The sequence below is a fragment of the Methylobacterium oryzisoli genome (assembly GCF_046557895.1).
GTDB lineage: Bacteria > Pseudomonadota > Alphaproteobacteria > Rhizobiales > Beijerinckiaceae > Methylobacterium > Methylobacterium oryzisoli.
Genome location: NZ_JBKIBX010000006.1, coordinates 162,845 through 184,382 on the forward strand (window position 1 = coordinate 162,845; position 21,538 = coordinate 184,382).

16 protein-coding genes are annotated in these 21,538 nt (G+C 72.9%); 6 read left to right on the plus strand and 10 right to left on the minus strand.

Annotated elements, in window-relative coordinates:
- On the plus strand, nt 1–192 hold the full coding sequence (locus ACKUB9_RS08640) for a DUF2256 domain-containing protein (RefSeq protein WP_407520584.1): 192 nt from the start codon (nt 1–3) through the stop codon (nt 190–192).
- A gap of 15 nt (nt 193–207) precedes the next feature.
- Here ACKUB9_RS08640 and kdsA read toward each other — a convergent pair whose 3' ends face one another.
- The 6 genes from kdsA to ACKUB9_RS08670 all read right to left on the minus strand — a co-directional run bounded on the left by kdsA (nt 208) and on the right by ACKUB9_RS08670 (nt 6,642).
- Nucleotides 208–1,068, minus strand: a complete 861-nt coding sequence (kdsA, locus tag ACKUB9_RS08645) for a 3-deoxy-8-phosphooctulonate synthase (RefSeq protein WP_407520582.1) — start codon at nt 1,066–1,068, stop codon at nt 208–210.
- A 108-nt stretch (nt 1,069–1,176) separates the two neighbouring features.
- Nucleotides 1,177–2,772, minus strand: coding sequence for an ABC transporter substrate-binding protein (locus ACKUB9_RS08650; RefSeq protein WP_407520580.1), 1,596 nt, complete (start codon nt 2,770–2,772; stop codon nt 1,177–1,179).
- Nucleotides 2,769–5,138, minus strand: a complete 2,370-nt coding sequence (locus tag ACKUB9_RS08655) for an ATP-binding protein (RefSeq protein WP_407520578.1) — start codon at nt 5,136–5,138, stop codon at nt 2,769–2,771. The genes ACKUB9_RS08650 and ACKUB9_RS08655 overlap by 4 nt, the downstream gene beginning before the upstream one ends.
- A gap of 52 nt (nt 5,139–5,190) precedes the next feature.
- Nucleotides 5,191–5,442, minus strand: a complete 252-nt coding sequence (locus ACKUB9_RS08660) for a hypothetical protein (protein WP_407520576.1) — start codon at nt 5,440–5,442, stop codon at nt 5,191–5,193.
- Between the two features lie 9 nt (nt 5,443–5,451).
- Nucleotides 5,452–5,703 (minus strand): hypothetical protein, encoded by a 252-nt coding sequence (locus ACKUB9_RS08665; RefSeq protein ID WP_407520574.1) that lies wholly within the window; start codon nt 5,701–5,703, stop codon nt 5,452–5,454.
- Nucleotides 5,704–5,946: 243 nt separating this feature from the next.
- Nucleotides 5,947–6,642, minus strand: coding sequence for an alpha/beta hydrolase (locus ACKUB9_RS08670; protein WP_407520572.1), 696 nt, complete (start codon nt 6,640–6,642; stop codon nt 5,947–5,949).
- A 95-nt stretch (nt 6,643–6,737) separates the two neighbouring features.
- Here ACKUB9_RS08670 and ACKUB9_RS08675 point away from each other — a divergent pair, with 95 nt between their 5' ends.
- Nucleotides 6,738–7,958 (plus strand): PQQ-dependent sugar dehydrogenase, encoded by a 1,221-nt coding sequence (locus ACKUB9_RS08675; protein ID WP_407520570.1) that lies wholly within the window; start codon nt 6,738–6,740, stop codon nt 7,956–7,958.
- Nucleotides 7,959–8,232: 274 nt separating this feature from the next.
- On the opposite strand, the gene ACKUB9_RS08680 is transcribed toward ACKUB9_RS08675, so the two are convergent.
- The 3 genes from ACKUB9_RS08680 to ACKUB9_RS08690 form a co-directional block, all read right to left on the minus strand.
- A complete protein-coding gene (locus ACKUB9_RS08680) occupies nt 8,233–8,865 on the minus strand; it encodes a response regulator (protein WP_407520568.1) in 633 nt (210 codons plus the stop codon).
- On the minus strand, nt 8,862–10,301 hold the full coding sequence (locus tag ACKUB9_RS08685) for an ATP-binding protein (RefSeq protein WP_407520566.1): 1,440 nt from the start codon (nt 10,299–10,301) through the stop codon (nt 8,862–8,864). Before ACKUB9_RS08685 ends, ACKUB9_RS08680 begins: the two co-directional genes overlap by 4 nt.
- 95 nt (nt 10,302–10,396) lie before the next feature.
- Entirely contained in the window at nt 10,397–12,883 is a 2,487-nt protein-coding gene (locus tag ACKUB9_RS08690) for a TonB-dependent receptor (protein ID WP_407520564.1), read from the minus strand.
- Between the two features lie 731 nt (nt 12,884–13,614).
- Between ACKUB9_RS08690 and ACKUB9_RS08695 the strand changes: the two genes are divergently transcribed.
- Complete coding sequence (locus ACKUB9_RS08695; protein WP_407520562.1) at nt 13,615–15,582, plus strand: methyl-accepting chemotaxis protein; 1,968 nt, start codon at nt 13,615–13,617, stop codon at nt 15,580–15,582.
- A gap of 162 nt (nt 15,583–15,744) precedes the next feature.
- On the opposite strand, the gene ACKUB9_RS08700 is transcribed toward ACKUB9_RS08695, so the two are convergent.
- Nucleotides 15,745–17,913: a transglycosylase domain-containing protein gene (locus tag ACKUB9_RS08700; protein WP_407520560.1), complete on the minus strand. Its 2,169-nt coding sequence runs from the start codon at nt 17,911–17,913 to the stop codon at nt 15,745–15,747.
- 210 nt (nt 17,914–18,123) lie between these two features.
- On the opposite strand from ACKUB9_RS08700, the gene ACKUB9_RS08705 reads away from it, so the two are divergent.
- The 3 genes from ACKUB9_RS08705 to dnaG all read left to right on the plus strand — a co-directional run bounded on the left by ACKUB9_RS08705 (nt 18,124) and on the right by dnaG (nt 21,416).
- On the plus strand, nt 18,124–18,504 hold the full coding sequence (locus ACKUB9_RS08705; protein WP_407520558.1) for a VOC family protein: 381 nt from the start codon (nt 18,124–18,126) through the stop codon (nt 18,502–18,504).
- 101 nt (nt 18,505–18,605) lie between these two features.
- Nucleotides 18,606–19,457, plus strand: coding sequence for a glutamine amidotransferase-related protein (locus ACKUB9_RS08710; RefSeq protein ID WP_407520556.1), 852 nt, complete (start codon nt 18,606–18,608; stop codon nt 19,455–19,457).
- Nucleotides 19,458–19,514: 57 nt separating this feature from the next.
- Entirely contained in the window at nt 19,515–21,416 is a 1,902-nt protein-coding gene (dnaG, locus tag ACKUB9_RS08715; RefSeq protein ID WP_407520554.1) for a DNA primase, read from the plus strand.
- Nucleotides 21,417–21,538 lie beyond the last annotated feature (122 nt).

Below are 21,538 nucleotides of genomic sequence, written 5' to 3' on the forward strand. Positions count from 1 at the left end.
GTGCCGCGCATGCGCCGCAAGGGCGACCTGCCGCACAAGACCTGCGCCCAGTGCGGCCGGCCCTTCGCGTGGCGTCGCAAGTGGGAGCGGGTCTGGGACGAGGTGCGCTACTGCTCCGACCGCTGCCGCGCGGAGGCCAAGGGCGGCACGCGGGCCAAGGGCAAAGCACGGGAGAGGGGTTCCCGCGCTTGATGCCCCCCGCGGCACTCACGCGGCCGGCCGGTCCTTCGCGAGCCTGTCGAAGGCCACGAGGGTGGCGAGGAGGTCCGGCATCGCGCGCAACGGCACCATGTTCGGGCCGTCCGAGGGGGCCCGGTCGGGGTCGGGGTGAGTCTCGATGAACACGCCCGCCACGCCCACCGCCACCGCCGCCCGGGCGAGGACCGGCACGAACTCGCGCTGACCGCCCGAGGTCGCGCCCTGCCCGCCGGGCTGCTGCACCGAGTGCGTGGCGTCGAACACCACCGGGGCGCCCCCGGTCACCCGCGCCATGATCGGCAGGGAGCGCATGTCTGAGACCAGGGTGTTGTAGCCGAACGAGGCGCCGCGCTCGGTGACGATCACGTTCGGGTTGCCGGCGCCCGTCACCTTGGCGGCCACGTGCGCCATGTCCCAGGGCGCCAGGAACTGGCCCTTCTTGACGTTGACGGCCCGCCCGGTGGCGGCGGCGGCGAGGAGGAGGTCGGTCTGGCGGCAGAGGAAGGCCGGGATCTGCAGCACGTCCACCGCCTCGGCGGCGGGGGCGCATTGCTCGGCCGCGTGGACGTCGGTGAGCACCGGCAGCCCCAGGCGCTCGCGGATCTCCGCAAAGATCGGCAGCGCCTCGTGCAGGCCGAGCCCGCGTGCCGAGCCGGCCGAGGTGCGGTTGGCCTTGTCGAAGGAGGACTTGAACACGAGGCCGAGGCCCAGCGGCGCGACCATCTCCTTCAGCGCGGCCGCCACCTCCAGCGCGTGGGCGCGGCTCTCCAGGGCGCAGGGCCCGGCGATCAGGCTGAGCGGCAGGTGGTTGCCGAAGCGGACCGGTCCGACCGGGACCACGGTCGGCGGAGAGGCGGGGTCGAGCGGCATGGACGCGTCCGGGAAACGGGGTTGGGCTGATCGCAAGCTCGCTCGCTGACGCACAACCGTGTCGGAAATCCGGCCTCGCGCGCTGGCGCGCCCGCTGCGGGCCGCCCCTCAGGGCGTGCCGGAGAGGCCGACGCCGCGGAAGAGGTGGCGGCCGAGCGGGTCCATCCGGTAGCCCGTCACCTCCCGGCGCGCCACGACGAAGACGGCGGAATGCGCGATCGGCACCCAGGGTGATTCCCGCTTGAAGATGCCTTGCGCCTGGCGGTAGAGCGCGGCGCGGTGTGCCTGGTCGCCGGTGCGCCGCGCCTCGGTGACGAGGGCGTCGAAGCGGGGCTCGCACCAGCGCGCGATGTTGCTGCCGCCCGGGCGCGCCGCCGTGCAGCCGAGCAGCACGCCCAAAAAGTTGTCGGGATCGCCGTTGTCGGCGGTCCAGCCGAACAGGGCCAGAGCCGTCTCGCCGGCCAGCATCCGGCCCCGGTAGGTGCTCCATTCCTCGGTCATCGGCCGCACCCGGATGTTGATGCGGGCGAGGTCGGCCTGGATCAGGTCGGCGACCCGGCGGCCGTTCGGGTTGTAGGGCCGGCTCACCGGCGGGTACCACAGCTCGGCCTCGAAGCCCTGCGGCAGCCCGGCCTCCGCGAGCAGGCGCAGGGCCGCCTCCCGGTCGAGCGGCTCGTCGCGGATCGCCGGATCGTGCGACCAGAGGTTCGGCGGGATCGGGGTCCGGGCGGCGGTGCCCCCCGGGCCGTAGACGCCCTGCACGATCGCCTCCTTGTCGATCGCCATGTTGATGGCGCGCCGCACCCGCACGTCGTCGAGGGGCGGCGTGCGCGTGTTGAGCGCGAGGTAGCCGATGTTGAGTTCCTCCTGGCGCATCAGCACCAGGGCGGGATCGGCCGCGATGGCGTCGAGGTCGCCCGGATTCGGGAAGGCCGTCAGGTGGCACTCCCCGGCCCGGACCTTGGCGAGGCGCACCGCGGCGTTCGGCGTGATCGAGAAGACGAGGCTGTCTACCGGCTGGCGCCCGCCCCAGTAGCCTGGGAAGGTGCGGTAGCGCAGGACGACGTCGGGCTGGAATCCCGCGAAGGCGAACGGGCCGGTGCCGATCGGCTCGCGGTCGATCCGCTCCGGGTCGCCGGCCGCCTGCAGCACCGCGGCGTACTCGGCCGAGAGGATGCCGCCCAGCGCCATCGCCAGATTGGCCAGGAAGGTGGCGTCCGGCTGCTTGAGGCGGATGCGCACGGTGAGCGGGTCAACCGCCTCGACGGCGTCGAGGAGGTCGGGCAGGCCGAGGTCGCGGAAGTAGGAATAACCGCCCCCCGAGACGCGGTGGAAGGGGTGGTCCGGCTTCCACTGGCGCTCGAAGGAAAACACCACGTCGTCGGCCGACAGCGGCCGGCTCGGCCGGAAGCGGGGGGCGGTGTGGAACGCCACGTTCGGGCGCAGGCGGAAGAGGTAGGTCCGCCCATCCTCGGACACGGTCCAGGCTTCGGCGAGCGCGGGCTGGATCGTGGTGGTGCCGGGCGCGAACTCGACCAGCGTGTTGTAGACCGGCCACGTGGCGTCCATGCCCGTCGTGGTGGTGACGAGCTGCGGGTTGAGCGATTCGGGATTGCCCTCCGAGCAGAAGACCAGGGTCCTGGCGCTCGCCGGCCCGGCGAGCGCGACGGCGAGGAGGGCGGCGAGGCCGCGCCGGCGGATCACGTCCGGGCTCCTTCGCGGGCGCCTTCGCGGGGTCCTTCGGCGGTGCCGGCGCGGACCTCGCGGCCCGCGCCTGCGGCCTCCGCCGCCAGGGTGGCCGGGAACTCGACCCGCACCCGCGTGCCCTGGCCCTCCCGGCTCTCCACGGCGATCCGGCCCTGGAGGCGGCCGGTGACGAGATTGTAGACGATGTGCATGCCCAAACCCGAACTGCCCCGGTGCCGGGCGGTGGTGAAGAAGGGGTCGAAGATCCGCTCGCGGTCGGGGCCGGCGATGCCCCGGCCGTCATCGGCGACGTCGAGGCGCACGAAGCCGCCCTCGCGCACGAGCGTCACGGCGATGTGCCCCGGCTGGCCCTCCGGGAAGGCGTGCACCACCGCGTTCTTCACGAGGTTGGTGACGACCTGCGCGAGCGCCCCCGGATAGGTCTCGATCTCGAATTCTTCCGGGCAGACGAGGTCGATGCGATGGCCGCCCTTGCGCAGGAGCGGCCCCAGGCTGTGCAGGAGTTCGCCGAGCCAGCCGCGCACGGGGATCCGGCGGCTGTCGTCGCTCACCCGGTCCACCGCCACCTGCTTGAAGCTGTGCACGAGGTCGGCCGCGCGGCCGAGATTGGCCGTCAGGAGGTGCGCGCCCTCCTGGACCCGGTCGACGAAGCCCAGGAGCTTCGAGCGCGAGAGCTGGCCGCCGGTGGCGACCGCCCGGAACTCGCGCGCCTCGTCGCGCACCAGCGTGGCGGTGGTCAGCGCGATGCCGAGCGGCGTGTTGATCTCGTGGGCGACGCCCGCGACGAGCTGGCCCAGTGAGGCGAGTTTCTCGGCCTGGATCAGGTCGGCCTGGGTCTGGCGCAGCTCGCTCAGGGTGCGGTCGGCCTCCTCCTTGGCGCGGCGGAGCGCACGCTCGCGCCGGCCGATCTCGCCCACGAACACGTTGGTGGCCCGCGCCATGTCGCCGAGCTCGTCCCGGCGGTCGGCATCGCCGACATCGTGCCGGGACGGGTCGGCCGCCAGCGCCAGCATGCCGCGCTGGAGGCGGCGCAGGGGCGCGGTGATCGAGCGCGCCACCCCGAGCGCCGCCGCCGAGCCGAAGATCAGACCCGCCGTGGCGCCCACCAGCAGGAGGTGCCGGATCGAGCGGCCGAAGCGGTCCGCGTCGTCGATGAAGATCTGGTTGAGGCTGCGCGCGCTCTCGCCGATGGCGGCGGCGAGCCGGTCCATCTCCGCGATGCCGGCGTTCTGGCGCCGCAGCCCCTCGATGGTGGTGCCGAGCCGCGCCCGCCAGCCGTCGATCGCGTCGAGCATCTCGCCCTGGATCAGGGGCGAGATCGGCAGCGCCGCCGCGGTCTCCGACAGCGTGGCGCCCTCGTCCAGGGCCGCGGCGGCGGTGCCGGGATCGCGCCGCCGCAGGGCCTCGGCCGTGCGCTGCGCGAGCTTGAGGGTCGACAGCGCGATGTTCTGGGTCGCCTGCTCGGTCTCGTTGGCGCGCACCGCGTAGGCGAGGAGCTGGGACACCTCGTCGTGGAGCGAGCGCTGGGCGGAGCCGTCGATCTTGAGCACCCGGTCGCACCACTCGGCGAGCACACCCGCGGGCGAGATCGCCGGGGCCGGGACGCCGGTCGCCGCGAGCGTCTGCGGCTCCTCGCCCGCGCGCGAGCCCTCGTAGGCGGCGGCCAGGATCAGGATCTCTTCCGCGTCGCGGGCGCGCCCGTCCGCCCGCAGCGCCTCGGCGAGGTCGCGGGCGGCGTTGCGCACCTGCGTCGTCAGGGGCGCGCCGCGCGCCGCGCCGTGGCGGAGCACCTCCATCTCCTGCGCCGCCACCACGGTGCGCAGCGCGTTCACCGCGCCGACGACGTCGCGCACCTGGCGCAGGCGGTTCGCCTTGTCGGTGAGGGAGGCGACGAGGTCGAGATTCGCCGCCCGCTGGCGCTCGCGCGCCTGATCGGCGAGGCGCACCAGGGTGTCGGCCCGGGTCGCCATCTCGGCGATGAGGCCGTCGTTCTCGCGCGTGATCCGCACGAGACCCTGCATGCGGTCGATCGAATCGGTCAGCGCCGTGCGGGCCGATTCGATGCGGGCATCCTGATCGGGTGTGCGGGCGAGGCGGTTCAGCTCGTCGAGCTGGCGGCTCGCCTCCGCGGTGAGACGGGCGAAGCGCTCGGCATGGTCGGTGCGCTCGTCCGCCCGCGCGGCGAGGAACTCGTCGCGCACCGTCGTGGCGGTTGTGAGCGTGCGGTAGATCGTGCCGGCCATGACGGCGCCGCCGCGGGCGCGCTCCGCCTCCGCGAGGAGGAGCCAGCCGGCGAGCGCGATGAGGGCGGCGATCGCGATGGGCAGACCACCGACCAGAACGATCTTTTGGCCGACCCGCATCCTCGCCCCGACCCAGGACCCGAGCGGATCCGCACGGCAGAGTAGAGCCCGATCAGGAGCGGGGGCAAGAAGCGGCGCGGCGGATCGACGTCGCGGCCGCAGCCGACAGGGGCCGGACCGGCCGGGGAACGCCGGCGCGTCCGCCCCGCCGGTGGGGGAGCGGAGCCTCGGCCGGGTCGGCCGGCTTGAGCGAAGGGAGCAGGCCGGCGCGGCCGCGTGCGGGCTCCGCGGGGCCGAGCACGTCGCGCAGCAGCAGCGCCCCCTCCAGGTCGTCATCGAGGATCTCGGCGCTGAAATGGGGCATGGGCGGGTCTCAGCGCTCGGCCGAGTATGCGGCGGTGTGGACGCGCGGGGCGCCGCCGATCACCCGGACGGGCCGGCGCTCCAGGCCCGCGGCGCAGCCCTGCGGCCGGTAGGGCCACGCGGCCTCGGCGCAGGGATCGGCCGGGGCGGGCGCCTGCACGGCCGGGCGCAGGACCGGATCGGGCGCGAGCCGCCCGTCCGCCGCCGCCACGGCGGCTGCCGCCAGCATCGCCCCCATCAGGATCAGTCGCGCCGTACCCATGTCCGCCTCCCCCGCCCCCGTGCGGGGCTTGTCGTGCGGCGAGGGTATAGGGGCGGCGGATGTCCGGCGTTTTGCGTCGCGCAGGCCGATCGGGCGCCGATATGTTGCGTCCGGAGGCCGGGACGCAACATGGCGGGCCGCTAGAGCAGGCTTCGATCAGGTTGAACCGTGAAGCCTGCTCTAGGTTTTTGATTGTGCCGCATTGTCTGCGACGAACCGGCATCCACTTCGTCGGACAATGCTCTAATCCGCCAGGAAGGCCGCGAGCGCCGCGTCGGCGAGGTCCGGCGGCACCACGTGGCCGCCCGCGAACTCGTGGTAGGCGAGGCGGTAGCCCGCGTGATCGAGGCTCGCGGCCACGCGCCGGCCGCAGGAGGTCACGGGCAGCACCGCGTCCTCGCTGCCGTGCGTGACCACCACCAGCGGGCTGCCGACATAGTCCGGCGGCGCCACGAAGCCCGGCGAGAAGGCCAGCACCGCCGCGAACAGGTCGCCGTTGGCGAGGCCGAGCGAGAGGGCGTAGGAGCCGCCGTCCGAGAATCCCGCGAGCGCGATGCGCTCGGCCCGCACCGGCAGCCACGCGAAGGTCGCGGCGAGCGCGCGGTCGAGGAAGGCGACGTCGGGGCCGCAGCGCCCGCCGCGCACGAGGTCCCAGCTGCGCGGATCGCGGGATTCGGGCGCGAGGATCGCCGCGCCGTGCCGCTCGGCCGCGGCCGCGATGAGCCGCACGGCGCCGTCCGCGACGCCTCCCGCTCCGTGCAGCATCACGACGAGCGGGAAGGGGCCGGGGCCGTCGGGCAGGAGGACGAGCCCGTCGCGTTCCGGATCGAGGCCGAGCCGGCGGAGCCCGGGTGCGCCGGGCGGCCCGGGCGGTACGGCCGGCGGACGGGCGGCGAGGCGCCCACGGCGGGGCGGCAGCGCGGAGAGATCCAGCGTCATGGCGGACAACGGACCGCAGGCGGGCGGGGATCCGGCGCCGTTGCCGCGCGCCGCGCGCCATCTATCTCGTGGGCGTTTGCCTTCGGAGACCTGTCATGCGCCTCGCCGCCCTCCTGACGCTGTCCGCCGCCCTGGTTCAGGGCGCCCTGGTGCACGGCGCCGCGGCGCAAGGCGCGCGGCCTCCAGCCGAGACCCAGGCGCCGAACGCGCCCGACCAGAAGCCGGCCCTGCCCGGCCAGACGCGGGCGCCGCAGCCGGAGCGGGCGACGCCCGTCACGGTCACGCCGGTGGTCCAGGGGCTGAAGGGCATCTGGGCCTTCGAGTTCCTGCCCGGCGGCCGCCTGCTCGTCACCGAGAAGGAGGGCCGGATGCGGCTGGTCTCGCCGGAGGGCGGGGCCGGCGTCGAGGTGACGGGCGTGCCGAAGGTCGATGCGCGCGGGCAGGGGGGGCTGCTCGGCGTGGCGCTGAGCCCGTCCTTCCCGTCCGACCAGACGATCTATTTCAGCTACAGCGAGCCGCGCCAGGGCGGCAACGGCACCACCGTGGCGCGGGCCAAGCTGGTGGAGGAGGGCGGCCGGGCCCGGCTCGACGGGCTCGAGGTGATCTTTCGCCAGATGCCGACCTACAACGGCGACAAGCATTACGGCTCGCGGCTCGTCTTCGCGGGCGACGGCACCCTCTACGTGACGGTGGGCGAGCGCTCCGACACGCAGACCCGCGGGCAGGCGCAGGACCTGTCGAGCGGCCTGGGCAAGGTCTTCCGCATGAAGACCGACGGGCAGGCGCCGAGCGACAACCCCTTCGTTGGCAAGGACAAGGTGGTGCCCCAGATCTGGTCCTACGGGCATCGCAACATCCAGTCGGCCGCCCTCGACGCGCAGGGGCGCCTCTGGACGGTGGAGCATGGGCCGCGCGGGGGCGACGAGTTGAACCGTCCGCAGCCCAGCCTGAACCATGGCTGGCCGGAGGTGACCTACGGCATTGAGTACAGCGGCGCGAAGGTCGGCCAGGGCATCACCCAGCGCGCGGGCACCGTGCAGCCGATCTACTACTGGGACCCGGTCATCGGCCCCTCCGGCATGGCGCGCTACGACGGCGCCCTGTTCGAGGGCTGGCGCGAGGCGATGCTGGTGGGCGGCCTCGTGTCGAAGGGCCTCGTCGTGCTCAGGCTCGACGGCGACAAGGTGGTGAGCGAGGAGCGCGTGCCCCTCGACGCGCGCATCCGCGACGTGAAGGTGGGACCGGACGGCGCCGTCTACGTCGCCACCGACGGGCGCAGCGACGGCCGCATCCTGCGCCTCACCCCGGGACGGTGAGGGCGGTGCCCCGTGCTTTGACCGGGGCGGCGCTCGTGCTATCTTCCCTAACGGAGGTGAGCCGCTCTTCCCATCCGCGGGAGCCGGGGTGTGAACCCCGGCTCCCTAGCCTTACCTGACGATCAAGAGTAGGTGCCAACCCAGAATCTTGATCTCCAGGACCAGCCTCGGACGTTTCAAGCGACTCACCTCCTTTCAGCCGTCAGGCGGATGCACCTGACCGGATTGTCATGGCGGAAAGACCGGATTGACGCAACGGAATCGCGCCCGCCGCTCAGGCGAGGTCGCGCGCGTGCTGGACCGCGAAATGCGTGAGTTCGGTGAGCGTGCCGAGCCCGAGGCGCTGGCGCAGGGCCGCGCAGGCGTTGGTCACGGTCTTGTAGCTCACCGACAGGTCGCCCGCGATCGCCGTGTAGCTGCGCCCCTCGGCCAGCAGCACGAGGATGCGCCGCTCGCGCGGGCTCATCCGGCCCAGCACCTGGCGGCGCGGGTCGCTCCTCAGCAGCGCCACCTCGGCCGCCAGCGTGCCGTCGAGGTAGGGACGCCCGGCCCGCACCCGCTCCACGGCCTGGATCAGGTCCGAGGCCGGCGCGTCCTTGAGCACGTAGCCGAGCGCCCCGGCTTCGAGGGCGCGCGCGACGATGCCGGGATCGGCGTGCATGCTGAACACGAGGCAGCGCGTGCGCGGCGCGCGCGCCTGGAGGCGGCGCAGCAGCGCGAGTCCCGCGAGGTCGCGCCCCGGAAAGGCGAGGTCGATCACCGCCACGGCGGGGTGGTGGCGCAGGGCGATCCGGTAGCCGGCCGGCAGGGTCGCGGCGGTCAGCACGGCGGCGCCCGTCGCCTCCAGCAGGGTGCGGCAGCCCTGCAGGACGATCGGGTGGTCGTCGACGAGCAGGATCGCGCTCACGCGGCCTCCTCTCCCGCGCCCGGCGGCTCGACCGGGATCGACACCGACAGCACGGTGCCGGCCGCCGCGCCCGCGAAGGCGAGGCGCCCGCCCAGCGCGGCGACGCGCTCGCGCATGCCCGGCAGCCCGTGGCCCAGGGCCGGCTCGGGCGCGAGCCCAATGCCGTCGTCGGCGACCGAGAGAGCGAGCAGGCCGCCCTCCGCCTGCTCCGCCACCGAGACCCGGATGCCCGTCGCCCGCGCATGCCGCAGGGCGTTGGTGATGCCCTCTTGCACGCAGCGGTACACGGTGAGGTCCACGATGTCGCCGTAGCTCCGGCGCAGGGGCGCGAAGCGGCCCTCGATCGACATGCCGGGATTGTGCCGGATGAAGTCGCGCAGCAGCAGGTCGAGGCACTGCGCCAGCGGCGCCTGGCCGAGGCCGGCGGGGCGCAGCCGGCTGAGCAGCCCCCGGTTGATCACCTGCACGCGCTTGACGATCGCCGCGACGTCGTCGGTGCGCTGACGCAGCCGCCCGCGGGCCGGATCGTCGAGGGTCGCGGCGATTCGGGCGATCGAGGAGGAATTGGCTTCGAGAGCGAACAGGCAGGGGCCGAACTCGTCGTGGAGTTCGAGCGCGGTCCGGCGGCGCTCGTCGTCCTGGGCGGTCAGGAGTTGGCGGTTGAGGTGCCGGTTGGCCGCGCGGGCGGACTCCAGCGCCTCAGCCAGGCGGTTGAACCGCGCGGCGATCACCGCGAGTTCGCGGGTGTCGGGCCGCTCCAGGCGCGGGCTGTAATCCTGCTGCTCCAGCCGCGTCAGGCCTTCGGCCAGTCGGGCGAGCGGGCTGAGCAGCCGCCCGAAGGCGAAGTAGAGCGTCGCCAGCATGGCGAGGCTGAGCGCCGCGCCGGTGAGGCCGAGCGCGACCGCGTAGCCCCAGACCTCGTCGATCTCGTCCCACGGCTCGGTGGTGACCAGGGCGGTGCCGATCCGCGTGCCGCGCAGCACCAGGGGCACCTCGTGCCGCTGCACCGGCGAGGCGATCAGGCGGGCGAACCACGCGGGGGCCCGCCGCTTGGCCTCGCCCGAGTGCCGCCGGGCCTCGTCGCCCGTGACGACCGGCGCGCCCGCCGCGTCGAGGAGCGAGACGCGCACGTGCCGCACGGAGCGGAAGCGCAGGTCGAGGATCGGAAATAGGCCGGAGACCGGCGCGTCCTGCAGCACCTGCAGGGTCTCGGCGACCAGCGGTTCGGCGACGGCGAGGGACGCGGCCGTCTCGACCTGCGTCGCCGTGCGGGCCTTGAGGATGATCACCGCACCCGAGACGAGGGCCGCCACGGCGTTGATGACGACCACCACCACCATCAGGCGCGCCCGCATCGGACGGCCGGACCACAGGGCAGGCCACCCGCTCCCGCGCGGGGCGGGAGGGCTGTCGTGCAATCCGGCCTCGACGATCATGGGGTATTCAACCAGCTGCGCCGGGCCGCGGCGCGGCCCGGCTCGTCACCAGAAGCGGAGGCGGGCGCGGCTTGTCAAATCCCGCCCGCGCCCCGTCACCACGTCACCCGCACGCCCCCGTAGACCGAGAGCGGCTGGATCAGCGTGGTGGTGCGCGGATCGTTGAGCGCGTAGCGGTTGGCAAACAGCTCGCCGGGTTCCGTCCGCTCCAGGAAGGTGCCGAAATTGGGCACCCGGGTGTTGAACAGGTTCGTCACCAGCCCGAACACCTCGACGTTCTTCGTGATGAGGAAGCTGGTGTTGAGGTTGGCTAGCGCGTAGGCGGGCAGCTTGCGGTTGAGGTTCGACTCGTCGCCGCGGAAGTATGAGGAGGAGAAGGCCGCCACGTTGAAACCCACGCGCCACTGGGGCGTGATCGCGTAGTCGAACCCGGCCTTGATCTGGTGCTCGGGGATCAGCGGCAGCTTGTTGCCCGGCCGGATGGTGATGAGGCCGTCATCCGCCAGCGGGTTGTTGGGCGAGGAGAGGTCGCCGCGGAACTGGAAGGTCGCGTCGATCAGCGCGTAGTTGGCGTAGAGGCGCAGCCGCTCGCCCACGTACTCGGCCGCCACCTCGATGCCCTGGCGCTGGGTCGCCGGCACGTTCACGAAGTAGCCGCGGGCGGCGTTGCCCGGCACCGCGACCTGCAGGATGTCGTTGGAGAGGTCGGTGCGGAAGAAGCCGAGCTTGTAGTTGACGAGCCCGCCCTCGTAGACGTCCGCCACCGTGCCGCGGAAGCCCGCCTCGTAGGTGCGCGCCTCGACCTGCTTGAGCGGCGGGTCGGCGACGAGGGAGTTCGGCAGCAGGCAGGGCCGGTCGGGATTCGCGCAGGCGAGTTCGAGCGGCGTCGGCGCCCGGTTCGACTCCGAGTAGCCGCCGTAGAGGGTGAGCCAGGGGAAGAACCGGTAGGTGAGGCCCGCCGCCGGGTTGATGCGGGCGAAGTAGTGGGTGCCCGTCACGTCGGGCGAGAAGCCGGTCTGGTCCTGCGTGGTGATGCGCGCGAAGTTCAGGCGCGCGCCGGCCGTCAGCGACAGCTGGTCGGTCACGTCGAGGGTGTCGAGGGCGTAGAGGCCCATGTAGAGGTTCGAGCCGAACACTTGGCTCGGGGCGATGCCGAGCGCCGCCGCCGTGCGGATCGGTCCGACGCCGAGGCCCGGGATGTTGCCGTAGACCGGGTTGTTCGGGTCCGTCGTGACGGTGAGATCCGGATTGATCACCCCCAGCGTGCTGCCCGACTTGAAGCTGTAATAGGCCGCGTCGATGCTGCCGCCGACGATGAAGGTGTTGGGCCGGTCGAAGATCCGGTCGCGGTTCGTCGCCTGGAGCGTTCCGCCGTAGCTCGTCGCCTCGGTGCGCACCGTGTCGAGGGTGCCGTACGGGATGCCGGCCCGGAACGGGATGCGCTGGTTCTGCGGCCCCAGGATCAGGAACTGGTTTCGGAACGCCTGGGCCGACTGGCCGGGCGCGCGCTCGAAGCCGTCATCCTCGAAGCACAGGGAGCCGCGGAAGGACGATTGCGTGCTGCAATTCTCGAAGTTGCCGTCGTTCCCGTCGACCACGAACTGGCTGAAGCGGCGGACATAGGCCACGCCCGACATGTCCCAGGTCGGCGAGAGGTTGACCTTGCCGGTGACCTGGATCTGGCCGACCTCGGTGTCGATGGTCTGCGGCGAGGTGAAGATCGCGCGCTCGTTGAGGCGGGTGAAGTCGACCGGCGAGGCGGCGGCGGCACCGAAGAAGGTCTTGGCGCCCGAGGCGATGAGGTGGAACTCCGAATCGAGCGTGCGGTGGCCGATATCGGCGTAGACCCGGCCGATCTCGGAGGGCGACTCGAAGCGCCAGCCGCGGTCGCGCAGGCCCTCGCCCGCGAAGTAGAAGCTCCAGGGCCCGATCACCTCGCCGTACTGCAGGGTGCCGAGGATGCGGCCGTCGGAGCCGCCCATCACCGACACCTCCTTGCCCTGCCACGTGAAGCCGTTCTTCATCTCGATGTTGACCGCGCCGCCGAGCGCGTTGAGGCCGAAGATCGGGTTGCCGGTGACGATGTCGATGCGGTTGATGGCGACCTGCGGGATCAGGTCCCAGTTCACCACGTCGCCGAACGCCTCGTTGATGCGCGTGCCGTTCTGGTAGACGGCGAGCCCCTGGGGGGCGCCCTGGAGCGGCGAGGCGTCGAAGCCGCGGTAGGTCAGGGTCTGGCGGAAGCTGTTGCCCTGGCCGTCCGAGAGATTGACGCCCGGAACCGTGCGCTGGAGGGTGAAGGTCGGGTCGAGCGTCGCGCGGTCCTGCTCGAACTGGCGCGCCGTCACGGTCTCCACGGTGAAGGGAACCCGGCTCAGCGTCTGGGTGCCTCCCGTCGGCACCCGGACACCGCCCTCCGAGCGGCCGATGCCGCCCGCCCCGCCCACCGGCGTGACCGGCACGACGTCGATGGCGTCGAGCGCGATCGTGGTGCCCTGCGCCGCGGCGCGGTCCGCCAGGCTCGTGAGCGCGCACGGCACCAGGATCGTCGTGAGCAGCAGACCACGGCGCAACGCAGACATCGAACCCCCTCCAGACCCCGGAGTACTTCTCGTATTTCGGCGCCGGAGCGCCGTTCCGTCGGAATTAGCCAGTTTCACGCTTCTGCCGCAATCCCGCCATCAGACGGGTTGCACGACAAAGCCATGATAAGGCATGCTGCAGCCAAGGCCGTTACGTGCAGTGATCTTTCTGCCACAGCCTCGATCACCATTCCGAAGCCGCTTTGGGATAATATGGCAATTCGAATTGCTTTGTTTTCCCGGTGAACGATTGCAGCTAATCGGGGTCGCTCCGCAGGGCAGAGTCGGTTCCCGAGGGAGGCCGAGCGGCGGCCGATGCGTCCCGGCCCGCCCGCTTCGCGGCATGCGGACGAGCCCCGTCCCAAGGTACGGCCGGCATCGGCGCCTGTCTGTGGCGGCTGGTCGATGATGGAGCGCCGCGCGGAGGTCTCGTTCGGTCTCCCAAGGAGAATCGATGCGGCGTATGCAGCCGCGATCACTCGCGCTGATTCTCAAATCCCACGCATCGTGCCGAATATTGCAGTGCGGAAGGGCGGCGATGTCGATTGCATGATCGATGCAAATATCGGTGCCTTGGCCGGGCGACCGGTTTCTCTCTGATCTCGCGGCTAGGCAATCGTGGCGAAGATCGGTGCGGAGTGAAGGGCGCAAGGCGTCGGCGAGAGCGGTCGGATAACGCTGCGTTAAGGCGCCGGACGCATCCTGACGGGCCTTCGACCGACGAGTCCGCCATGCGCCTTCCCCGTCTCCGCCTCGGATTGCGGATGCAGATCGCCACCCTGGGGATGGGCGGGGTGCTGCTCCTCGGGCTGATCTACACGGGCGGCGCGCGCACGCAGGCGCATTTCCAGGCGATCGCCGATGCGGGCGCGCGCCTGCACGCGGCGATCACCGCCGTCGACCGCGACCTCGTCGCGGCCCGGCAGATCGAGACCGACTTCCTCCTGCGGCGGCAGGAGGCGCTGATCGGCCAGCGCGAGGCGCTGATCGCCCGGGCCGGCGAGCGCCTCGGCGAGATCGAGCGCGCCCTCGCGGAGGTGCCGGCCGAGGATCCGCTGCGCCGGATCGACGCCGTCCGGCCCGGCCTCAACCTCTACGCGACCCGGTTCCAGAACGTCGCGGCCGCGCAGCGGACGCTCGGGATCGACCCGAACCAGGGCCTGCAGGGCCGGCTGCGCGAGGCCGTGCACCAAGTCGAGAAACGCCTCGCCGCGGTCGACCAGCCGCGCCTGTCCGTGCTGATGCTGATGATGCGCCGGCACGAGAAGGACTTCATGCTGCGGGGCGAGGAGAAATATGCCGACGAGCTGCGCGACCGGGCCGCCGCGTTCGGGCCGGCGCTGGCGGCCTCGCCGCTCCCCGATTCGGTCAAGGCCGAGCTGGCCGACCTGCTCCGGACCTACGAGCAGACCTTCCTCGGCTACACGGTGGGCGCCGACACCCTGAAGGAGGAGGCCGCCGACCTCGCGGGCATCTACGCACGTCTCCAGGCCCTGATCGCGGAGATCCATCAGGCGGTCTCGGCCGTCTACGAGCGCGGCCAGAGCGAGATCGCGCTCTCGCGCGCGGCGACGACGGAACGCATGTGGTGGGCGATCGGGCTCACCATGCTCTGCGCGGGCCTGCTCTCGCTCTGGGTCAGGCAGCGCATCTCCTCGCCGCTCACGCTGATGGCGCAGGCGATGGAGCGGATCGCCGGTGGCGACCTCGGCGCGAGCGTGCCGCGCCTGCGGCGGCGCGACGAGCTCGGCGCCATCGCGGCGGCCCTCGGGGTGTTCCACGCCAAGATGCTGGAGAACCGCGACCTCGTCGCCGAGCAACTCGCCACCCGGTTGCGCAGCGAGGCGGAGCGGCACGGCGCCGTGCTGGCGCTGGCCGACCGGCTCGACGCCGAACTGGGGGGCGCGGCCGCCGACCTGTCGGCGGTCGCCGCCCGGATGGAGGAGGGGGCTGCGACCGTCGCCGGGGCCATCGGGCAGACCCGCGAGCGGGTCGTCGCGGTCGCGGCAGCCTCTGGTCAGACTTCCGCGAATGTCCGGACGGTGTCGGAGGCGGCCGACAGCCTGACCGCCTCGATCGGGACCATCGCCGCCGAGGTCGACCGCGCGATCGGGACCACCCGCCGCGCCGCGGGCGAGGCCGAGCGCACCCGCGCGACGATCCACGACCTGTCGGACTCGGTCCACCACATCGGCGCGGTGGTCGGCCTGATCGCGACCGTGGCGGACCAGACCAACCTGCTCGCGCTCAACGCGACCATCGAGGCGGCCCGGGCCGGCGAGGCAGGCCGCGGCTTCGCCGTGGTGGCGACCGAGGTGAAGGAGCTGGCCGGACAGACCGCGCGGGCGACCGAGGACATCCGGGCGCGGATCGCGGGCATCCGGAGCGCGACGGCGCAGGCCGTGGAGGCGGTGTCGGGCATCGCCGGCACGGTCGAGGAGATGGGGGTGCTCACCGCGGCGATCGCCGCGACGATGCAGCAGCAGCAGGCCGTGACGCGCGAGATCGCCGGTCACGTCACGGAGGCGGCGCAGGGCGCGCAGGTCGTCACCGCCGTCATCGCGGGCGTGGGCGACGATGCCGACCACGCGGCCGGTGTGGCCGGCGGCCTGTCGCGCGCCGCCGAGGACGTGGCCGACCAGTCCCGGCGGCTGACGGGTACGATCGCCCGCTTCCTCGCCCAGGTGCGGGCGGCCTGAGCGGGCGGCCCGCGCCGCCATGTTCTCCCGACGGACCCGGGTCGGGGCCGTCGCATACGGTTCACGCCTGATCCGTTCGAGTCGAAGAGAAAGCGATTCTCCCCTCTCCCGAGTGGGCTTGCGGATGCAGACATCGCCGAATGAGGCGCAGGGCACCCGGCCTCACTCGCCGATGCCGAACAGCCGCTCCAGGAAGTTGCGGTCCTCGCGGCTCGGGCCGCCGCGGCCCTGCTGGGACACCGGCCGGGGCGGGGCGGGCGCCGGGGCTTCGGCGAGCAGCCCCCCGATCAGGCCGCCGATGCCGCCGTCGGACCCCGCCGCCGCGATCGCGTTGCCGCCCCGCCGCCAGCGTCCCGCGCCGGGCAGCGCCGCGACCTTGTCGGCGCGCAGGGCCGTCGTCATGAAGCGGTTCCAGATCTCCACCGGCAGGTTGCCGCCCGAGACGCGCTTGGTTGATTCGCCGTCGTCGTTGCCGAGCCACACGCCGGTCACCAGCGTGCTGGAGTAGCCCACCACCCAGGCATCGCGAAAATCCTGGCTGGTGCCGGTCTTGCCGGCGAGGTCGTAGCCCGGGATGTCGCCCTTCTTGGCGGTGCCGCTGACGAAGACCTCGTGCAGCATCGCGTTCATCATGCCGACCGCCGCGGGATCGACCACCCGCCCGAGGCCGGCGGGGCTGCGCTTGTAGACGACCTTGCCGCCCACCGTCTTCACGCTGGCGATCACGTACGGGATCACCCCGGTGCCGCCGTTGGCGAACACCGCGTAGGCGCCGACGAGTTCGAGCGGCGTCACCTCCGAGGTGCCGAGCGAGATCGAGGCATTGGCCTGGAGCGGCGAGGTGATGCCGAGGCGCTGCGCGGTCTGCACCACGGCCTTCGGCCCGACCTCCAGCCCGAGCTTCACCGCCACCGTGTTGAGCGAGTGGGCGAGCGCGTCGCGCAGCGTCACCGATCCCGCGTAGCTGCGGGTGTAGTTCTCCGGGCTCCAGCCCTTCACGGTCACGGGGCTGTCCTCGCGCACGGTGTCGGGGGTGAGGCCGCGCTCGATCGCCGCGAGGTAGACGAAGGGCTTGAAGGCCGAGCCGGGCTGGCGCTTGGCGGTGGTGGCGCGGTTGAACTGGCTCTGTGCGTAGTCGCGGCCGCCCACGAGCGCGCGGATCGCCCCGTCGGGGCGCATCGCCACGACCGCGCCCTGGCCGACGTTGAAGCGCGCGCCCTTCTGGGTGAGTTCGTCCACCAGCGCCTTCTCGGCGGCGGCCTGGAGCACCGGATCGACGGTGGTCGAGACCGTCACGTCGGACTCGATGGTGCCGACGTAGTCGTCGAGCACGTCCATCACGAGGTCGGCGACGTAGTTGGCCGAGCCGCCGCCCGGGGCGCGGTTGGGCTTGGCCGGCCTGTCGAGCGCGGCCTTGACCTCGGCGGGCTTGGCGAAGCCGAGATCCTGCATGGCGGCGAGCACCTGGGCGGCCCGGGCCTGCGCGGCGGGAAGGTTGCGGTTGGGCGCGAGGCGCGAGGGCGCCTGCACGAGGCCCCCCAGCATGGCGGCCTCCGCGAGCGTCACGTCCTTGGCGGGCTTGGCGAAGTAGCGCTGCGCCGCCGCCTCGACCCCGTAGGCGCCCGCGCCGAAATAGACCCGGTTGAGGTAGAGTTCGAGGATCTCGTCCTTGGAGTAGCGGTGCTCCAGCCACAGCGCCAGGATCGCCTCCTGGATCTTGCGCGAGGCGGTGCGCTCCTGGGTGAGGAAGAGGTTCTTGGCGAGCTGCTGCGTCAGGGTCGAGCCGCCCTGAGCGACGCCCCGCGAGGTCAGGTTGCGAAACAGCGCCCGGGCGATGCCGATCGGGTCGATGCCGAGATGGCCGTAGAAGCGACGGTCCTCGATCGCCACGAAGGCCCGCGGCAGGTGGGGCGGGAGTTCCCGGATCGCCACCGTGCGCCCGCCGGTCTCGCCCCGGTTGGCCAGCAGCGAGCCGTCGCTCGCCAGGATGGCGATGTTCGGGGGCCGCTTGGGCACGGCGAGCTGGTCGATCGGCGGCAGCTGCGAGGCGTGGTAGGCGACGAGGCCCGCGAGCGCGACCACGCCCCAGACCCCGAGGATCACGAGGCCGTAGGCGACGCGCCCGAGGAACGAGCGCCTGCGCCGCGGAGCGGGGGCCGGCGCGCGCGGGCGTTGTCCCCCCGTCGCCTTGCCCCCCGTCGTCTTCGATCGTGCCACGCTCGCCCCCGCCCGGTCTCCGCGCGTCAGGCGCAGATCGAGCGCGGCCGGATCCGGGCGCCCCTCCGGCGCGTCGAATCTTGGCTCGACCCGACCGTCGCGTCCCTTCGCCATCTCGTGCACCCTCGTGATCCCGGGTGAACCGGCCCGCGTCGCGAGAGGAGCCTGGAGAGCCCCGCCCGCAGCGGCGATGTCGGTTCGAGCGGGTCCTTGGAGAGACGTTAAATGAGGCGGGTTTAAGGGCCGTTAACCGAAAAATTAGCGATGTTCCATAAAACCTTAGCGCCGCGATCGGGTGTCGCGGTGAAAGCCCCGGAGCGATCCGTGCAGAGACCCGAGATCATCCCCTACCTGTTCTACCGCGACGTGCCCGCCGCCCTCGACTGGCTCTCGCGCGCCTTCGGGTTCCGCGAGGACCTGCGCGTGCCGACGGCCTCCGGGATCCATGCCGAAATGTCGCTCGACGGCGCCCGGATCATGATGGGGCAGGTGGGCGAGGACCCGCGGCTTCGCCCGCCGGGCGCGGCCGGCCCCGCGAGCCAGGGCGTCTTCATCTACCTCACCGGCATCGACGCGCATCACGCGCGGGCGCAGGCCGCCGGGGCCGAGATCGTCTCGCCCCTGACAGACCTGCCCTACGGCCGCAGCTACACCGCGCACGACCCCGAGGGGCATCCCTGGTACTTCACGCAGGCCCCGGCCTGATCACGCAGGCCCCGGCCTGACCGCCCCTGCGACGCTCGCGCCCAGGAACAGCCCCGATCACCCCACGTTGCGCCCTGGCTATGATCAGGGAAAGGGGACCGATGCTGCGTCTGCTCGTGGCGGACGGGAACGACCGCGCGGGCCGGGCGCGCCACGTCCGCGTGTGCGGCAAGACCTCCGCTGAGACCTACGCGGGCGTGCTGCGGGCGCTCGCCCCCGACGCGGCCTGCGACCTCCTGGCGCCCGCTGACGGCGATGCGGCGCTGCCCGCGGGGCTCGCGGCCTATGACGGCCTCGTCTTCACCGGCTCCTCCCTGCGGGTGGCCGAGGGCGGCCCCGCGGTGGCCCGGCAGGTGGCGCTGATGCGCGCCGCCCTCACGGAAGGCGTGCCGGTCTTCGGCTCCTGCTGGGGCGTGCAGGTCGCCGCCGTGCTGGCGGGCGGCGCGGCGGGGGCGAACCCGCGCGGGCCGGAATACGGATTCGCCCGCAACATCGCGCCGACCGGGCCGGGCCGGGCGCACCCGCTGCTCGCGGGGCGCCCGCCGGCCTACGACGCCCCCGCGATCCACAGCGACGCGGTGATCGCGGCCCCGCCCGGCAGCACCGTGCTGGCTGCCAACGGCCGCCTCGACGTGCAGGCCATCGCGCTCGATTACGAGGCGGGCACCTTCTGGGGCACGCAGTACCACCCCGAACTCGACCTCGACGAGGTCGCCGCGATGCTGCGGCTGAGCGCGGGCGAGATCGTCGCGGCCGGATTCTGCGGCGACGCGGCGGGGGTGACCGCCCACGCGCAGGCGCTGCGCGACCTCCACGCGGATCCCGACGGCCGCGCCGATCTCGCGTGGCGATTCGGTCTCGGCCCGGAGGTGCTGGAGGCGGGGCTGCGCCGCAGGGAGATCCGCAGCTTCCTCGACGCGCTGGTGCGGCCCACCCGGGCGCGGCGGCGTTAGGACTCTGCCGAGGCCGGCGCGCTATAAGGGCGGTCCGTTCAGTCGCCGGACCGTCGCGTGCGCTACCCGCCCCACCTTCTCGACGAAATCCGGACCCGGCTGCCGCTCTCGGACCTGGTCGGGCGCAAGGTGCGCCTGAAGAAGGCCGGACGCGAGTGGCGGGGCCTCTCGCCCTTCAACGCCGAGAAGACCCCGTCGTTCTACGTGAACGACCAGAAGCAGTTCTACCACTGCTTCTCGTCGGGCAAGCACGGCGACCACTTCCGGTTCCTGCAGGAGACCGAGGGCCTGAGCTTCCCGGAGGCGGTGGAGCGGCTGGCGGGCGAGGCCGGCGTGCCGCTGCCCGCGCCCAGCCGCGAGAGCCGCGACACCGAGGAGCGGCGGCGCGGCGCCCTGGAGGTGATGGATCTCGCCGCCGCCTACTTCGCCGAGCAGCTCCAGGGCCGCGCCGGCGCCCGGGCCCGCGACTACCTCGCGCGGCGCGCCCTCGACGGCGCCGTGGTGCGGGATTTCGGGCTCGGCTACGCGCCGCCCGAGCGCTACGCCCTGCGCGACCACCTCGCCGCGCGCGGGGTCGCCGCCGAGACCATGGTGGAGCTCGGCCTGCTCGTCGGCGGCGAGGACATCGCGGTCCCGTACGACCGTTTTCGCGATCGGGTGATCTTCCCGATCCGCGACCTGCGCGGCCGGGTGATCGCCTTCGGGGGCCGGGGGCTCGCTCCGGATGCCAAGCCCAAATACCTCAACTCCCCGGAGACGCCGCTCTTCCACAAGGGATCGGTGCTCTACAACCACCACGTCGCGCGCCGGGCCGCGCACGATGCGGGCCGGGTGATCGCCGTCGAGGGCTACGTCGACGTGATCGCCATGACGCTGGCCGGCCATCCCGAGGCGGTGGCGCCGCTCGGCACGGCGCTGACCGAGGAGCAGCTCGCGCTCCTCTGGCGCATGGCCGACGAGCCGATCCTCTGCTTCGACGGCGACGGGGCGGGGCGGCGGGCGGCCTACCGCGCCCTCGACGTGGCGCTCCCCGGCCTCGCGCCCGGCAAGTCCCTGCGCTTCGCCCTGCTGCCGGAGGGCCAGGACCCCGACGACCTGCTGCGCTCGGGCGGCCCGGGCGCGATCGACCGGGTGCTCGGCGGTGCCCGGCCCCTGGTGGACGTGCTGTGGTCGCGCGAGAGCGAGATGAGCCCCGTCGACACGCCTGAGCGCCGCGCCGGCCTCGCGCAGCGCCTGCGGGAGATGGTGGGGCAGATCCGCGACGAGACCCTGCGGCGCTTCTACCGCGACGAGATCGAGGCGCGGCTGCGCACGCTGGGCCCCGGAGCCGCGCCGCGGGCGCGCCGCGAGGCGGGCGGTTTCGTGGCCCGGTCCCGCGGGGCGCCGGAGCGCGCCGCTTCGCCCCGCCTCACTGCCCGGGCGAGCCCGCTGCTCGCGCGCTCCTCGCTCTTCTCCGGCGGCTCCTCGTCGCGCGAGGCGCTGATCATCGCGGTGCTGCTCGTCCATCCGGGCCTGCTCTCGGGCGCGGCCGCCGACCTCGCCGAGGATCTGGCCAATCTCGACCTGACGAGCCCCGACGCCAAGGCGCTGCGCGACGTGCTGATCGACCATGCGGCGGAGGGCGAGGCCGACGCGGCCCTGCTCGACGGGCGCCTCGCCCGCGCCGGGCTCCCTCCCGCGGCCGGGCGAATCGCCGCGCTGGTGCGGCCGGGGGACCGCTGGGCGCTCGATCCGCACGCCGATCCGCTGCGGCTCGAAGACGCGCTCCGGCAGGCCGTGATCTTGCACCGCAACGCCGGATCTCTACATAGCGAACTCCGGGCGGCCGAGCGGGCCCTTGCCGAGGATCACACCGAGGCCAATTTCGCATGGCTGTGCGATGTGAAGGATCGGCTCGCACTGGTGACCGCCGCCGAGGCGGAGACGGACGTGCCGGACGGGGGCTCCGATCCGCACTGACGCGCGAGGCGTGACTTCGGGGCCCGGGGCGGGATAGTTAAGAATAAGTCAAGCGTAGCGCTTGCAGATTGCGACGGAGATTCGAGGGCGGCAGGGCCGGTGGCTCCGCTGCCCGTCTGTAC

Excerpts from the sequence above, each read along its gene's own strand:
- kdsA (WP_407520582.1), bottom strand. The coding sequence starts at position 1,068 with ATGCCGCTCGACCCCGCCTCTCCGCCGACCGTGGTCCCGGTCGGACCG.
- ACKUB9_RS08655 (WP_407520578.1), bottom strand. The coding sequence starts at position 5,138 with ATGCGGGTCGGCCAAAAGATCGTTCTGGTCGGTGGTCTGCCCATCGCG.
- ACKUB9_RS08660 (WP_407520576.1), bottom strand. The coding sequence starts at position 5,442 with ATGCCCCATTTCAGCGCCGAGATCCTCGATGACGACCTGGAGGGGGCG.
- ACKUB9_RS08665 (WP_407520574.1), bottom strand. The coding sequence starts at position 5,703 with ATGGGTACGGCGCGACTGATCCTGATGGGGGCGATGCTGGCGGCAGCC.
- ACKUB9_RS08670 (WP_407520572.1), bottom strand. The coding sequence starts at position 6,642 with ATGACGCTGGATCTCTCCGCGCTGCCGCCCCGCCGTGGGCGCCTCGCC.
- ACKUB9_RS08675 (WP_407520570.1), top strand. The coding sequence starts at position 6,738 with ATGCGCCTCGCCGCCCTCCTGACGCTGTCCGCCGCCCTGGTTCAGGGC.
- ACKUB9_RS08685 (WP_407520566.1), bottom strand. The coding sequence starts at position 10,301 with ATGATCGTCGAGGCCGGATTGCACGACAGCCCTCCCGCCCCGCGCGGG.
- ACKUB9_RS08690 (WP_407520564.1), bottom strand. The coding sequence starts at position 12,883 with ATGTCTGCGTTGCGCCGTGGTCTGCTGCTCACGACGATCCTGGTGCCG.
- ACKUB9_RS08695 (WP_407520562.1), top strand. The coding sequence starts at position 13,615 with ATGCGCCTTCCCCGTCTCCGCCTCGGATTGCGGATGCAGATCGCCACC.
- ACKUB9_RS08700 (WP_407520560.1), bottom strand. The coding sequence starts at position 17,913 with ATGGCGAAGGGACGCGACGGTCGGGTCGAGCCAAGATTCGACGCGCCG.
- ACKUB9_RS08710 (WP_407520556.1), top strand. The coding sequence starts at position 18,606 with ATGCTGCGTCTGCTCGTGGCGGACGGGAACGACCGCGCGGGCCGGGCG.